Below are 13,062 nucleotides of genomic sequence, written 5' to 3' on the forward strand. Positions count from 1 at the left end.
GGGGTGTCGTTTGGCCCGGCCCACCCGGGTTACGAAGCCGGGGTCGCGATCCTTTACCGTGATAGCCGGTATTCCCTACATGTCTGGTAGATCATGGCGATGGACTTCGATTGGCCGATGGCGCTGGGCTCGTTCCTGGTCGCCATCGTCGTCGGTCTCACCGGCATGGGCGGCGGTGCGCTGATGACGCCGATGCTCGTGACCTTCTTCGGGGTCAGCCCCCTCGCGGCGGTCTCCAGCGACCTCGCCGCGTCCGCCGTGATGAAACCCGTCGGCAGCGCCGTCCACTACCGGCGGGGCACCGTCGACCTGCGCCTGGTCGGGTGGCTGTGCGCGGGCTCGGTGCCCGCCGCGTTCTGCGGCGTGCTCATCCCGCGGGCCCTCGGCGACGGGGAGGCCGTGCACGACTTCATCGAGCTGGCGATGGGCATCGCGCTGCTCGTGGCCGCCGCGGGGATCCTGGTCCGCGGCCTGCTGGCGCGCCGCGCGCGGCCCGACGAGGACGACGGCCCCATCACCGTGCGTCCCGTCCCGACCGTGCTCGTCGGCGCGGTCGGCGGGCTCGTCGTGGGGATCACCTCGGTCGGGTCCGGCTCGCTGATCATCGTCGCGCTCCTGCTGCTGTACCCGGCGCTGAAGCCGAACCACCTGGTGGGGACGGACCTGCTGCAGGCCGTCCCGCTGGTGTTCGCCGCCGCGCTCGGCCACCTGCTCTTCGGCGAGTTCCGGCTGGAGGTCACCGCCGCGCTGCTCGTCGGGTCGATCCCCGGCGTCTACCTCGGCTCGCGGATCTCCTCCCGGGCCCCCGCCGGGCTCATCCGCCGCCTGCTCGTGCTCGTCCTCGTCGCCTCCGCGCTCAACATGTTCGGCGTCGGCGTGGTCCCGCTGGCGTGGACGATCGCCGCGATCGCCGCCGGGACCGCCGCGACCTGGCTCGTCGGCCGGAGGAAGCGGGATACAGTGCCCTCCGAGTCGCCGGACGAAGCCGGAGAAACAGGAAAGCGGAGCACGCGTGGACGATCGATGGCCGCACCAGACCGTTGACGTGCTGGGCGTGCGCGTCAGCCGCATCGACGCCGCCCGGCTGCGGGAGTTCGTCGCCGCCGCCGTCAAGGACCGGACGAAGCTGACGATCACGTTCGCGAACCCCGACTACGTCCGGAAGGCGCAGAAGGACCGCGCGCTGCGCGACCTCATGAACGGGTTCGACCTCAACCTGCCGGACGGCTGGGGCGTGGTGCTGGCCGCGAGAATCTTCGGCCGGCCGGTGCCGGGGCGGATGGCCAACGACGACCTGACCGACGACCTGTTCGGGCAGCCCGCGGAGGAGGGCTGGAGCGTCTTCCTGTTCGGCAACGCGCCCGGCGTCGCCGACGACGCCGCGCGGAACCTGCGGGAGTGGTTCCCCGGGCTCTCGATCGCCGGCACCCAGCACGGGCACTGGGCGCGGGACGGCGTCCTGCCCCCGGAGACCGCGGAACGGCTCGTCGCCGAGATCAACGCGGCGGCGCCCGACATCCTCCACGTGGGGCTGGGCACGCCGCTGCAGCAGCGGTTCGTCGCCGAGCACCGCGACGCGATCGAGGCGCCCGTCATCATCACGTGCGGCGCGTACTTCGAGCATCTCGCCGAGCGCCGCGAGTACTACCCGCCCTGGGTCCTGAAGCTGCGGATCGGGTTCCTGTACCGGCTCGCGCGCGAACCGCGGCGGCTGTGGCGCCGCTACACCGTCGAACTGGGCTCCTACCTGGGGCGCGTCCTCGTGCACCGGATCCGGCACGGCAAGCAGTCCTGATCCGGACGCGGGCGGCCGCCGCCGAAACCCGGACGCGGCGATCAATTGCGTGGTAGAACATGCCGGGTCAACGCCCTTCCCCCGGAGACCGACATGCGCAAGCGCTCTGCCGCCGCGGCGACACTCCTCGGCGCAGCCCTGCTGTTCCCGGCCGCGGCCTCGGCCGACATCGCCCACTCCTCGGTCGTCTCGGCCGACCCGGTGGACGCGACGCCGCACGTCCTGGACGGGACGGTCCGCGCCATCGCGGTCGTCGGCTCCACGGTCGTCGTCGGCGGCAACTTCGAGCAGGTGCGCAACGCGGGCCGGAACGCGAAGGCGGCGGCCCGCACGAACCTGTTCTCGTTCGACCTGGCCACCGGCAAGATCACCACGACGTTCGTCCCGCAGATCGACGGGACCGTCTACGCGCTGCAGCCCGGCCCCGACGGCACGGTGTACGTGGGCGGCCGGTTCAAGAACGTCGCGGGCGTCAAGACCGGCCCCCTCGCGCTGCTCCAGGTGTCGACGGGCAAGGTCGTGCCGTCGTTCAAGCCCGCCATCCCGTGGGGGCGCGTGTCGAGCATGGTGCGGCGCGACGCCCGGCTGTACGTCGGCGGAACGTTCACGCAGGTCGGCAAGACGGCCGTCACCGGGCTCGCGCGCCTCAACGCCGCCACCGGGGCCGTCGACCCGACGTTCGACATCACGCTGAGCGAGCCGCGCGCGGGCGAGCTGAAGGTCCAGAACCTCATCGTGAACCCGCAGGACACCCGGCTGGTCGTCAACGGCACCTTCACCCGGGCCGAGGGGCAGCGCCGCTACCAGCTCGCGATGATCGAGACGGCGAAGACGGCGAAGCTGTCCACCTGGGCGACCGACGCGTACACGTCGCCCTGCAACCGGACGGCGTTCGACACCTACATGCGCGGCATGGACTTCTCCCCGGACGGCTCGTACTTCGTCGTCACGACGACCGGCGGCCCGTACGGGCCCCGCCAGATGTGCGACACCGCCGCCCGCTTCGAGACGAACAAGACCGGTTCCGGCCAGAAGGCGACGTGGGTCAACCACACCGGCGGCGACACGCTGCTGTCCACGGCCGTCACCGGCGCCGCCGTCTACGTCGGCGGGCACCAGCGCTGGATGGACAACCCGTACGGCTCCGACTCCCCCGGTCCGGGCGCCGCCGCACGTCCCGGGATCGCGGCGCTGAACCCGAAGACCGGCAAGGCGCTGTCGTGGAACCCGACCCGCAGCCGCGGCCACGGCGTCGAGGCGCTCGTCGCGACCCCCAAGGGCCTGCTGGTGGGCAGTGACACCGACCAGCTCGGCCGCGAGTTCCATGGGCGGATCGGGATGTTCCCGCTACGGTAAGTCTGCACTGGCGAGAGGAGCGGGCATGACGGGGTGGGAACGGCGCGGTGAGACGCCGCCGAGCTTCGGACGTCCCGCCGGTCCGGACGGGCGTCCGCCGCGGAACCGCCGCGCCCGCCGGGCCGCCGCCGCGCGGGCCCGGTCCCGGTCCCGCACCCGGCGGCGGGCGCTGCGGGTGACCGCGCTCGGCGCCGTCCTCGCCGCCGCCGCGGGCGCCGGCGTGGTGCTCGCCCCCGGCGACCTGTACCGGACGGCCCCGGTCGACGGCAGCGAGCGCATCACGGTCGTGCCCGCGTCCGCCGACACCTACGTCAGCCGGGAGGAGCCCGACTCGGTCCGCGGCGCGCACGCCGTCGTGAGCGCCGCCGCGTGGCCCGACTGGCACACCGAGGGCTACCTGGCGTTCACCGTCCCGTCGACGGCGGCGCCGTTCCGGTCGGCGCGGCTGGAGCTGACCCTCGAGCGGTTCGACCACCTCCCCGCGGACGTGGAGCTGCGGGCGCTGCCCGGCGGCTGGTCGGAGCACGAGACGTCCTGGCGGAACCGGCCCCACGCGGGACGGCCGCTGGCCCGGGTGCCGCTGCCCCGCCCGGACGCCCCCGGCGGGCCGGACGAGCGGGTGACGGTCGACGTCAGCCGCTGGATCGACGGGCCCGGCGACTACGCGTTCGCCCTCGTGAACGCGCAGCGGCACACGTCCGCCCGGTTCCGGGCGGGCGAGACCGCGGCGGGGCCCCGGCTCGTCCTGTCCCCGGACGCGCCCGCCGCGGCGCCCGCGCCGACGGCGAGCGCGGCGCCGAGCCCGTCCCCGTCGGCGCCCGAAGCGTCGCCGCCGCAGGCCCGCGACGCGGCCCCGGCGCCCGCGCCGTCGTCCCGCAAGCCCGACGCGAGCGGCGGGGGCGGTGGCGGCGGCGGCTCCAGGACGGACGCCAGGACGCTGTGCGGCGTCTCGCTGGAGGTCGACCGGGGGCAGACCCACCTGGAGGCCCTCGCGGAGGCCGAGCGCCGCTACGGCCGCCTGGACATGGTCCGCCAGTTCTACCCGGGCACGCCCGGCGCGTGGCCCGGCCGGTTCGGCGACAAGCTCGGCAAGCGCCCGACCGTCGTCTCGTTCAAGATGAACCCGCGGGACGTCCTCGCCGGGAAGCACGACGCGAAGATGGCGCGGTGGTTCGCCGAGGCGCCCGACGACCGGGACGTCTACTGGGTGTACTACCACGAGCCCGAGGACAACATCGCGGACGGCCACTTCACGGCGGCCGACTACCGTGCCGCGTGGCGGCGCCTCGCCGGGCTCGCCGACCGCGCGGACAACCCGCGGCTGAAGGCCACGCTCGTCCTCATGAGCTGGAGCCTGGAGCCGGAGTCGCGGCGGAACTGGCGCGACTACTACCCGGGCCGGGACGTCATCGACGTCCTCGGCTGGGACACCTACAACCTCGCCAAGAGCCGGTACCAGACGCCCGACGAGATGTACGGGAAGGTGCTCGAGGTCAGCGCGCAGGAGGACCTGCCGTTCGGCGTCGCCGAGACGGGCGCCCACCTCATCCCGGGCGACGACGGCGCGAAGCGCGCCGCGTGGCTGCGGTCCATGACGCGGTACCTGGAGCAGAAGAACGCCCTGTGGGTCGCCTACTTCGACCTCGACTGGCCCACCGGCGACTTCCGCCTCCTCGACGCGCCCAGCATCAAGGCGTGGAACGACTTCTGCTGACCCGCGCCCACCGGCGCACCACCCGCCCACCACGGCGACGGCCCGCTCGGAGCACCGGCTCCGGGCGGATCGTCGCGTTCGGCCCCTGGGCCGCCCGTGAGGGGCGGGGCCCCGGCCGCGGTGACGCTCGTCCGGCGTCCGCGTTCGACGGCGAAGGCCCGCCCGGAACGGATCCGGGCGGGCCTCGCCGTGCGTCGGGTCAGGCGGCGGGACGCAGGACGACCGTCCACATCAGGCCGCGGCTCGACGCGTTCGTCGTCGCGGTGAGGGGGCCGTGGTTCCCGGTGGCGACGGCGCCGCCGCTGTCGACGAGCAGCGACGTGACGCGGCCGCCGCCGCTGCCGATGCTCACGGCGCGCTGCTCGCCGGACGACGGCGGCGTCCACGCCGCCGTGGTGGACGACTTGTCGGACCAGTAGGACACGACCCAGCTGCCGGGCTCGGTCACCGCGACCTGCGGCGCGCTGTGCTCGGCGGCGTTGTCGGTCGCCTTCGCCGACGCCGCGACGGGGGACGCCGCGGTGCCCGAGTAGGCGACGAGCCGCAGGGAGACCTTGGCGAAGTCGCCGAGGCCGACGGTGACGGCGGACCCGGCGTCGCCCGCCCCGGCGACCTTCCGCCACAGCGTGGACCGGGAGGCGCCGTTCGTCTGCGTGCCGACCTCGGTCCACCCGGCGGGCGGGGTGACGTCGGACGAGTCGGTGTTCATGGTCGCGAACAGCAGCATCGCGTCGCCGGCCTGGACGCCGGGCGGCACGGTGACGGCGGCGCTCGTCGTGTTCTCGTTGAAGCCGGCGGTGCCGCGGAACCCGACGGGCACCTGGTCCTCGGCGACCGTGACGGTCTGCTCGGCGGTGCCGGTGCCGCCCCGGTTGTCGGTGACGGTGAGCTTCACCGTGTACTCGCCGGGCTCGTCGTAGGTGTGCTGCGGCGTCACGCCGGTGCCGGTCCCGCCGTCGCCGAAGTCCCACGCGAGGGACTCGACGGTGCCGTCGGCGTCGGTGGACGCGGAGCCGTCGAACGAGCAGTCGAGGCCGGTGCAGGTGCGGGTGAAGGCGGCCGTGGGCTTGCCGTTGGGCTCGGCCGCGTGCAGGAACACCGTGCGGCCGCGCCAGTCGCCGCCGTCCACGAGCACGGACGTGCCGCCCGGGACGCCCGCGGCGAAGTTCACCGCGCGCAGGTTCCCGTTGGTGTTGTCGACGTAGTACAGCTTCCCGCCGGAGACGAACATGCCGCCGACGTTCCGCCAGTCGACCGAAGCGAGGTTGTTCGTGGCGGTGTACTCGATCGCGCCGACGACGCCGCTCTCCGGCGTGAAGTGCCGGTAGTGCAGGGCCGCGTCGCCGCGGGTGTAGTAGATCTTGCCGTCCGAGTAGAACATCCCCTGGACGGTGCTGACCTGCGAGTGCCAGGTCGTCATCGGGACGAGCTGGTCGGCGGTGTCGATCGGGGTCTGCGCGCCGAGCGAGGTGCCGTCGAACGTGCGGGAGTAGAAGCCGCCGTCGGAGCCGCCGTAGTAGAGGCGGCCGCTGAGCATGAACGCGCCGCGGGCGTAGCGCCAGTCGACGCCGGCGGTGGAGCCGGTCTGCTCGGGCCCGGCGGTGGAGCCGTCGAACGAGCGGTGCTTGAGGTAGTTCTGGGCGCCGGCGCCGATGCCGCCCGCGTAGTACACCTCGCCGGGCAGTTCGCCGGGCTCCAGCACCGGCAGCGCGGTGCCGCCGGCGGCGGGGAACATCGCGACCTTCTGGTGCGTCTCGCCGCCCGCGATGTCGGTGTCGCTGCCGATCCACACGCCCTGGCCGGTGGCGAGGATGTCGAAGACGCCGACGCCGCGGGTGCGGCCCGGGTTCCAGGTGAACGGGAGGCCGGTGAGCGGGTCGAGGGCGGCGATGCCCTCGCGGGCGACGGCGCCCTGGCCGGCCTTGTCGGCCGCGAACGGGTTGTTGGCCCAGCGGAAGTGGCCGCCGACGTAGACGGCGTCGTCGGTGACCTCGACGGCGTAGGAGGTGTCGCCGCCCGTCCAGTTCGTCCAGGTGGGCTGCTTGCCGGTGCCGTTGGCGGCGTTCTCCCAGCGGGCGTGCGTGTCGCACATCTGGGTGGAGCCGCGGTGGCCGCCGGTGGTGGTGACGACGAAGAACGAGCCGTCCGGGGCGAAGTCGACGTCGCGCATGTAGGTGTCGAACGACGGCGAGCACTGGTCGGCGTACCGGGCCGTGTGCCAGTTCGCGAGGGCCGCCTGGGAGCCCGTCAGGTCCAGCATGAAGATCTGCGGCCGGGACTGGCCGCCGACGGACGTGAAGTTGCCGACGCCGACGAGGCGGGAGCCGTCCGGGGTGACGTCCATCTTGATGACGGCGGTGTAGCCGCCGTTCTGGGTGCCGGCGACCTCCAGGTCGTAGAACGCGTCGCGGGCGCCGGTGGTCGGGTTCAGGGTGGCGAACGCGGGCTGCGCGACGCCGCTCACGTGGGTGAACTGCCCGGCGACGTAGAGCCGTCCGCCGGCCATCCGCAGGTCGCGGACCCGGCCGGTGAGGTCCGGCTGGAACCCGGCGATCGGCGCGCCGGTCGCGGCGTCGATCCGGGCGAGCTTGCGGTGCGTCTGCCCGTCGACGGCGTTGAAGCTGCCGCCGATGTAGAGGCTCTCGCCGTCGGGCGCGGGCAGGATGGCGCTGACCTCGCCCGCGTCGACGGCGGGGTCGAAGGCCGTGTCGAGCCGTCCGGTGGTGGCGTCGAAGGCCAGCAGCCGGGCGCGGTTCACCACCGGCTTGTTCGCGCCCGCTTCCTTGACCTGGGTGAACGAGCCGCCGAGGTAGATGGTGTCACCGACCTGGACGATCGCCTTGACCGAGCCGTCCTGGACGTGGGGGGTGAAGTCAACGGGGTTCTCGCTGACCAGGGAGCCGCCCGGGGCGGCGGCGGCCGTCCCGACTCCGGCGACGCCGAGCCCGGCGGCGGCCAGTGCCGTCGCCGTGGCCAAGGTGCACAGTCTTCTCCAGCGCACGCGTGTTCTCCTCAACCGTCCTGCCGATCGAACGACATCCCCCGATACGCCCTGCCTCACGGGCGTCAAGCCGGGTAACACTACCGCCTGCGGGCCCCACGACTCCGGGCGAACCCCCACATTTCACCCGGTTGCCCGAAGGTGGCCACGCGGGACGGCGCGGCTCGTGCATCATGCGGGACATCCGGCGCATCCCGGCGCGGCGGTTAGGATCCAGTACTTCGAACGGTAAAGGGAGGGGCACGTGGCCGGCACGGTGACGAGACGTTCCCCCGCCGGGCGGCGCGCGGGAGCGGGCGTCCCGGACGAGCCGGACCCCGGCCTCCCCCGGCTGCCCGCGCGGGCGGACCCGCCGCTCGTCCGGCTGCGGCCCGGCTGGCCGCTGACGGCGATCTTCCTGCTGTTCCCGCTGTGGTGGCTGCTCGGCCTCGGCGCGCTGATCTTCATGATCATGGCGGTCCCGATGGGGCTGTACCTGTGGCGCCGCCGCGACCGCATCGTCGTCCCGCGCGGCTTCGGCCCGTGGCTGCTGTTCCTGGTCTGGGTGCTGTTCGGCGCGGCGACCCTCTGGGCCGAGGTGCCCGGCACGCAGCAGAGCGGCGGCGCCGGACGGCTGCTGGTGTTCTTCTGGCGGTACGCCTGGTACCTCGCCTGCACGATCGTGCTGCTCTACATCGGCAACACCAAGGAGCGCGACCTGCCCACGGGCAAGATCGGCAACCTCCTCGGGGTCATGTTCATCGTGACGACCGTCGGCGGCATGATCGGCCTGCTGATGCCGAACCTGCAGCTCACGTCGCCGGTGGAGATGCTGCTGCCGAACTCGCTGGCGTCCAACGCGTTCATCGAGGACATCGTCCACCCGAAGACGGCCGAGGTGGAGTCCATCCTCGGGTACGAGCAGGCGCGGCCGATGGCGCCGTTCGCGTACGCCAACACCTGGGGCGCCGCGTACGCGCTGTTCCTCCCGTTCTTCCTGATCACGTGGGTGGCGCGGGCGCGCGGGACGAAGCGCGTCGCGGGGATCACGATCCTCGTCATGTCGCTGTGGCCGGTCGTGTACTCGCTGAACCGGGGCCTGTGGCTGGCGCTGGCGCTCATCGCCGGGTACGCCGCGCTGTCCATCGTCATCGCGGGCGGCTGGAAGATGGCGACGCGCGCGGCGGCGGTGCTCGCGGTCGGCGCGGTCGTCGTGGCGTTCTCCCCGCTGCCCGGCATGATCAGCGACCGGCTGAACAACCCGCACAGCAACAACCGCCGCGTCCAGCTCGCGGTGGAGACGGTGCAGGCCACGGTGACCGGGTCGCCGCTCGTCGGGTTCGGCTCCACCCGCGACGTCCAGGGCAACTTCAACTCGGTGGGCGGCGGGTCGCGGCCCGACTGCGACGCGTGCGCGGTGCCGCCGCTCGGCACCCAGGGCCACCTGTGGCTGCTGGTCTTCGCGCACGGACTCGGCGGCACCCTCGCCTTCCTGGCATTCTTCCTGAGGCGCTTCGGCCGCCACTGGCGCGACCACACGGCCTACTCGCTCGCCGGGTGCTGCGTGCTCGTCGCGTCCGGGCTCTTCCTCTTCGTCTACGACATCGTGGAGGTACCGCTGTACACGGTGATGATCGCGGTCGCGCTGATGTGGCGCGCCGAACGGGACGCGCGCGCGGCGAAGCGCGGCGAGGCGGCGTCATGAGCGACCTCGCCGGTCCCTGGGTGGAGACCGTGGCGGACCTGTGGCCGGGCGCGGAGGTCTCCTTCCCCGGCGACGCGTCCGGGCGGGCCGACCGCGAGCTGCGCTTCCTGCCGAACGCCGCGGCGCCCCGCCTGCTGCTGCCGGCCGGACGCGCGGGCGTCGCGGCGGCGGCGCTGCGCCGCTACAGCCACGACCTGACGGCCAAGCAGCGGCTCGCCCGCGCGGCGGGCGCCGCGGCCGCCCGCACCGGGCTGCCCGGCCGGACGCTCCGCGACCGGATCACCGTGCGCGGCGGCGGGCCGTCCGTCGAGGACCGGCTCGGCGAGATCCTCGGCCGGGACGTCGTCGTCGTCATCGGGCTCGGCCCGGCGGCCCGCGCGAACCGCAAGCCGATCCTGCACGCGCTGACGCCGAAGGGACGGGCCGCCGCGTTCGTCAAGGTCGGCGACAACGAGGCGACGCGGGCCCTCATCGCCGACGAGGCCGCCGCGCTCGAGCACCTCGCGGACCGCACGCCGCCCGGCGTCGAGGTCCCGCGCGTCCTGCACCACGGCGAGTGGAACGGGATGACGCTGCTCGTGCTGTCCCCGCTGCCGACCAGCGCCCGCGGCCGGCGGCCGCGGGAGGAGGCGCCCGTCGCGGCGATGCTCGCGCTGGCCGGCGTGGACGGCCTCGCCCGCGAGCGGCTCGCCGGCAGCGCGTTCTGGGAGGCCGTCCGCGGCACGCCCGCCGCGCTCGGCGACCCCGCCCGCGCCGCCCGCCTCGACGCGGTGATCACGGAGATCGGGGCCCGGCACGGCGCCCTCGACCTGGAGTTCGGCGCGTGGCACGGCGACTGGACGCCGTGGAACATGGCGTGGCACCGGGGCGTCCTGCGGCTGTGGGACTGGGAGCGGTTCGAGCCGCGCGTGCCGCTCGGCTTCGACCTCGTGCACTACCGTCTGCAGGAGCGGACGCGCCGCCCCGGCCCGTCCCCCTACGCGCTGCGCCCCGACGACGCCCCCGCCGTGCTCGCCCCGCTCGGGCTGTCCGCGGCGGCGGCCGAGGCGACCCTGGACCTCTACCTGCTGGCGCTGTGCTGCCGCTACCAGCGCGCCGGGACGGGCCCGCGCGGCGAGGCGGTCCGCGCCCAGGCCGACGGCCTTCTCCACATGCTCGCCGAGCACACCGCACAGCCCTCCGGAGGAACCCCGTGATCTCCCGCCGCGACGCACCCCAGTGGCTCAAGGAGGCCGGGCGCGGCGCGACCCGCACCGTCGGCCGGCTCACCGCCGACTCCCGCATGCTGCCCGGCCTGCTGATGGTCGGCACCCAGCGCGGCGGGACGACGTCGCTGTTCCGGGCGCTCGCCGAGCACCCGGCGCTCGTCCAGCCGAACTTCCACAAGGGCGTCCACTACTTCGACGTCGAGTACCACCGCGGCATGGCCTGGTACCAGGGGCACTTCCCGCGCCGCGCCGCCGCCCGCAAGCGGCTGGAGGCGGCCGGACTGGACGGCGTCGAGCCGATCGCGTTCGAGTCCGCGGGCTACTACATGCACCACCCGCTGGCGCCGCGGCGGATCGCGGCGGACCTGCCGGGCGTGAAGCTGCTCGCGACGCTGCGCGACCCGGTCGAGCGGGCGTACTCGGCGCACCGGCACGAGCTGATGCGCGGGTTCGAGACCGAGGAGTTCGAGCGGGCGCTGGAGCTGGAGCCGGAGCGGCTGGCGGGCGAACTCGAGAAGATCGCCGCCGACCCGGCGTACCTGAGCCACGCGCACCGGCACCAGGCGTACCTGGACCGGAGCCGGTACGTCGAGCAGATCGAGGTGCTGTTCGAGCTGTTCGGCCGCGACCGGGTCATGGTCATCTTCGCGGAGGACTTCTTCGCGACGCCCGAGCCCGTGTACGACCGGATCCTCGACCGGCTCGGGCTGCCGCGCGTCCACCCGGCCAAGTTCGAGCAGACCAACGCGCGGCCCCGCTCCCCCATGCCGGACGCGCTGCGCGCGCGGCTGGACGAGCACTTCCGGCCCTACGACGAGCGGCTGGCGGACCTGCTGGGCGAGGTGCCGCCCTGGCGGCGATGAGACGGCGCCGCGGGCGTCCCGGCCGCCCGGTGCCGCCGGGCCGCGGGCCCCGCGAACCGGTCGTCCGCGATCCGGACGCCGTCCCGCTGACCCGGTACGCGCGGTTCGCCCGGCGGCACCTCGTGCTGTTCTGCGTCCTGCCCGCCCTGTTCGGGGCGAGCGGGCTGCTCGTCGCGGTGCTGGCGCCGAAGAGCTACGTGTCGACGGTGAACGTGCTGGCGCCGCGGGTGCCGCTGCACATCGGGCAGCTGCTGGGGCCGGGCGACGACGCGGAGGACACCCGCCCGCCGAAGCCGTCCACGGTCGACACCGAGGCGCAGCTCGTCCGGTCCGACGAGGTCATCGAGCGGCTCGCGACGGTCCCGGGGTTCCGGGGGTCGCCGCGGGTGCTGCGGGAGCGGGTGACCATCACCGTGCCGTCGAACACGCGGGTGCTGGAGATCGGCGTGCGGGCGCCGACGCCGGAGCAGGCGCGGGACGGCGCCGCGATCGTCGGCGAGTCCTACCTGAACCTGCGGCACCAGATCCTCGGCGGCGTCCGGCAGCGCAACCGCGAGTCGCTGGCCCGGCGCGAGTCGGTGCTGGAGGAGCAGCTCAAGACGTTCCCCGACGAGAACGCGTCGCAGTCGCAGCTGACGGCGCGGACCCGGCGGCAGGCCGTGCAGAAGCAGCTCAAGGAGGTCCGCAACCAGCTCTCCGCGATCGACGGCGCCGACCTCGAGAGCGGCGAGATCATCCGGTACGCGAGCCTGCCGCAGCGCACGGAGAACCGGCGGCGGGACGTCGCGCTGTCCACCGGCGCGGCGGCGGGGCTGACGCTCGCGCTCGGCATCGCGCTGCTGCGGGACCGCCGGCCGCGCCGGGTGCGCGACGAGGAGTCGGTGGTGCTGCGCACCGACATCCCGGTGTTCGGCCGCACGGCGCCCGACGAGGCCGACCGGGACGGGACGTGCCGGCGGCTGCGGAACCTGGTGTTCGACGAGGAGGCGCGGTGCGTCCTGCTGGCCGGCGCGCCCGCCGGGGCGGCGCTGCCGGCGGCGCGGGAGCTGGCCCGGCTGTGCGCGAACGGCGGCTCGTCCACCATGCTGCTGGTGCTGCGCCAGGACGGCGCGGACGGGGACGTCCAGACGTCGCGGGCGTTCCCGGAGACGGCGAACTGCGTCCGGCGGACGGTGCGGATCACCGACGGCGACCGGAGCCTGCGGGAGGCCGTGGACCGGGCCCGCGCGGAGGCCGAGATCGTGATCGTGACCGGACCCGAACTGGCCAGCGTGGACACCTTGACGCTGGCGACGTTCTGCGATCTGACGGTCGTGGTGGCCGAGCGGGGGACGACCGTCGACGTCGAGGTCGCGCGCGGGATCGCGGTGCTGGCCGAGACGGCCGTGCCCGCGCGGGGGCTGATTCTGGCCGAGCCCGCCGGCCGTTGAGACGGACCAAC

General features: G+C 74.1%; 9 protein-coding genes. 8 read left to right on the forward strand and 1 reads right to left on the reverse strand.

The annotated features are described in order from the left end of the window. The first annotated feature begins 99 nt into the window (after positions 1 to 99). The 4 genes from H505_RS41415 (at position 100) to H505_RS47560 (ending at position 4,865) form a co-directional block, all read left to right on the forward strand. Positions 100 to 1,044, forward strand: a complete 945-nt coding sequence (locus tag H505_RS41415; RefSeq protein ID WP_084550159.1) for a sulfite exporter TauE/SafE family protein — start codon at positions 100 to 102, stop codon at positions 1,042 to 1,044. Beyond that, positions 1,013 to 1,795, forward strand: coding sequence for a WecB/TagA/CpsF family glycosyltransferase (locus H505_RS0112195; RefSeq protein WP_026402218.1), 783 nt, complete (start codon positions 1,013 to 1,015; stop codon positions 1,793 to 1,795). Before H505_RS41415 ends, H505_RS0112195 begins: the two co-directional genes overlap by 32 nt. A 93-nt stretch (positions 1,796 to 1,888) precedes the next feature. Beyond that, positions 1,889 to 3,151, forward strand: coding sequence for a delta-60 repeat domain-containing protein (locus tag H505_RS0112200; RefSeq protein ID WP_026402219.1), 1,263 nt, complete (start codon positions 1,889 to 1,891; stop codon positions 3,149 to 3,151). 25 nt (positions 3,152 to 3,176) lie between these two features. Beyond that, positions 3,177 to 4,865, forward strand: coding sequence for a CBM96 family carbohydrate-binding protein (locus H505_RS47560; protein WP_051300582.1), 1,689 nt, complete (start codon positions 3,177 to 3,179; stop codon positions 4,863 to 4,865). A gap of 199 nt (positions 4,866 to 5,064) precedes the next feature. Here H505_RS47560 and H505_RS41425 read toward each other — a convergent pair whose 3' ends face one another. Beyond that, positions 5,065 to 7,842 (reverse strand): PKD domain-containing protein, encoded by a 2,778-nt coding sequence (locus H505_RS41425; protein WP_034517680.1) that lies wholly within the window; start codon positions 7,840 to 7,842, stop codon positions 5,065 to 5,067. A gap of 268 nt (positions 7,843 to 8,110) precedes the next feature. On the opposite strand from H505_RS41425, the gene H505_RS0112215 reads away from it, so the two are divergent. From H505_RS0112215 to H505_RS0112230, 4 genes are read left to right on the forward strand one after another with little or no spacing between them, the layout of a single operon-like run. Further along, a complete protein-coding gene (locus H505_RS0112215; RefSeq protein ID WP_233617397.1) occupies positions 8,111 to 9,550 on the forward strand; it encodes a hypothetical protein in 1,440 nt (479 codons plus the stop codon). Continuing rightward, positions 9,547 to 10,746, forward strand: coding sequence for a phosphotransferase (locus tag H505_RS0112220; protein ID WP_026402221.1), 1,200 nt, complete (start codon positions 9,547 to 9,549; stop codon positions 10,744 to 10,746). The genes H505_RS0112215 and H505_RS0112220 overlap by 4 nt, the downstream gene beginning before the upstream one ends. Continuing rightward, positions 10,743 to 11,621, forward strand: coding sequence for a sulfotransferase (locus H505_RS0112225; protein WP_026402222.1), 879 nt, complete (start codon positions 10,743 to 10,745; stop codon positions 11,619 to 11,621). Before H505_RS0112220 ends, H505_RS0112225 begins: the two co-directional genes overlap by 4 nt. Next, positions 11,618 to 13,051: a hypothetical protein gene (locus H505_RS0112230; RefSeq protein ID WP_157432973.1), complete on the forward strand. Its 1,434-nt coding sequence runs from the start codon at positions 11,618 to 11,620 to the stop codon at positions 13,049 to 13,051. The genes H505_RS0112225 and H505_RS0112230 overlap by 4 nt, the downstream gene beginning before the upstream one ends. The last annotated feature ends 11 nt before the right edge of the window (positions 13,052 to 13,062 follow it).

Origin of the sequence: Actinomadura rifamycini DSM 43936, from assembly GCF_000425065.1 — a bacterium.
In the GTDB taxonomy this organism is placed as follows: domain Bacteria; phylum Actinomycetota; class Actinomycetes; order Streptosporangiales; family Streptosporangiaceae; genus Spirillospora; species Spirillospora rifamycini.

Bases quoted from the DNA above. Each gene is read 5' to 3' on its own strand.
- H505_RS41415 (WP_084550159.1), top strand. From the start codon at position 100: ATGGACTTCGATTGGCCGATGGCGCTGGGCTCGTTCCTGGTCGCCATC.
- H505_RS0112200 (WP_026402219.1), top strand. From the start codon at position 1,889: ATGCGCAAGCGCTCTGCCGCCGCGGCGACACTCCTCGGCGCAGCCCTG.
- H505_RS47560 (WP_051300582.1), top strand. From the start codon at position 3,177: ATGACGGGGTGGGAACGGCGCGGTGAGACGCCGCCGAGCTTCGGACGT.
- H505_RS0112220 (WP_026402221.1), top strand. From the start codon at position 9,547: ATGAGCGACCTCGCCGGTCCCTGGGTGGAGACCGTGGCGGACCTGTGG.
- H505_RS0112230 (WP_157432973.1), top strand. From the start codon at position 11,618: ATGAGACGGCGCCGCGGGCGTCCCGGCCGCCCGGTGCCGCCGGGCCGC.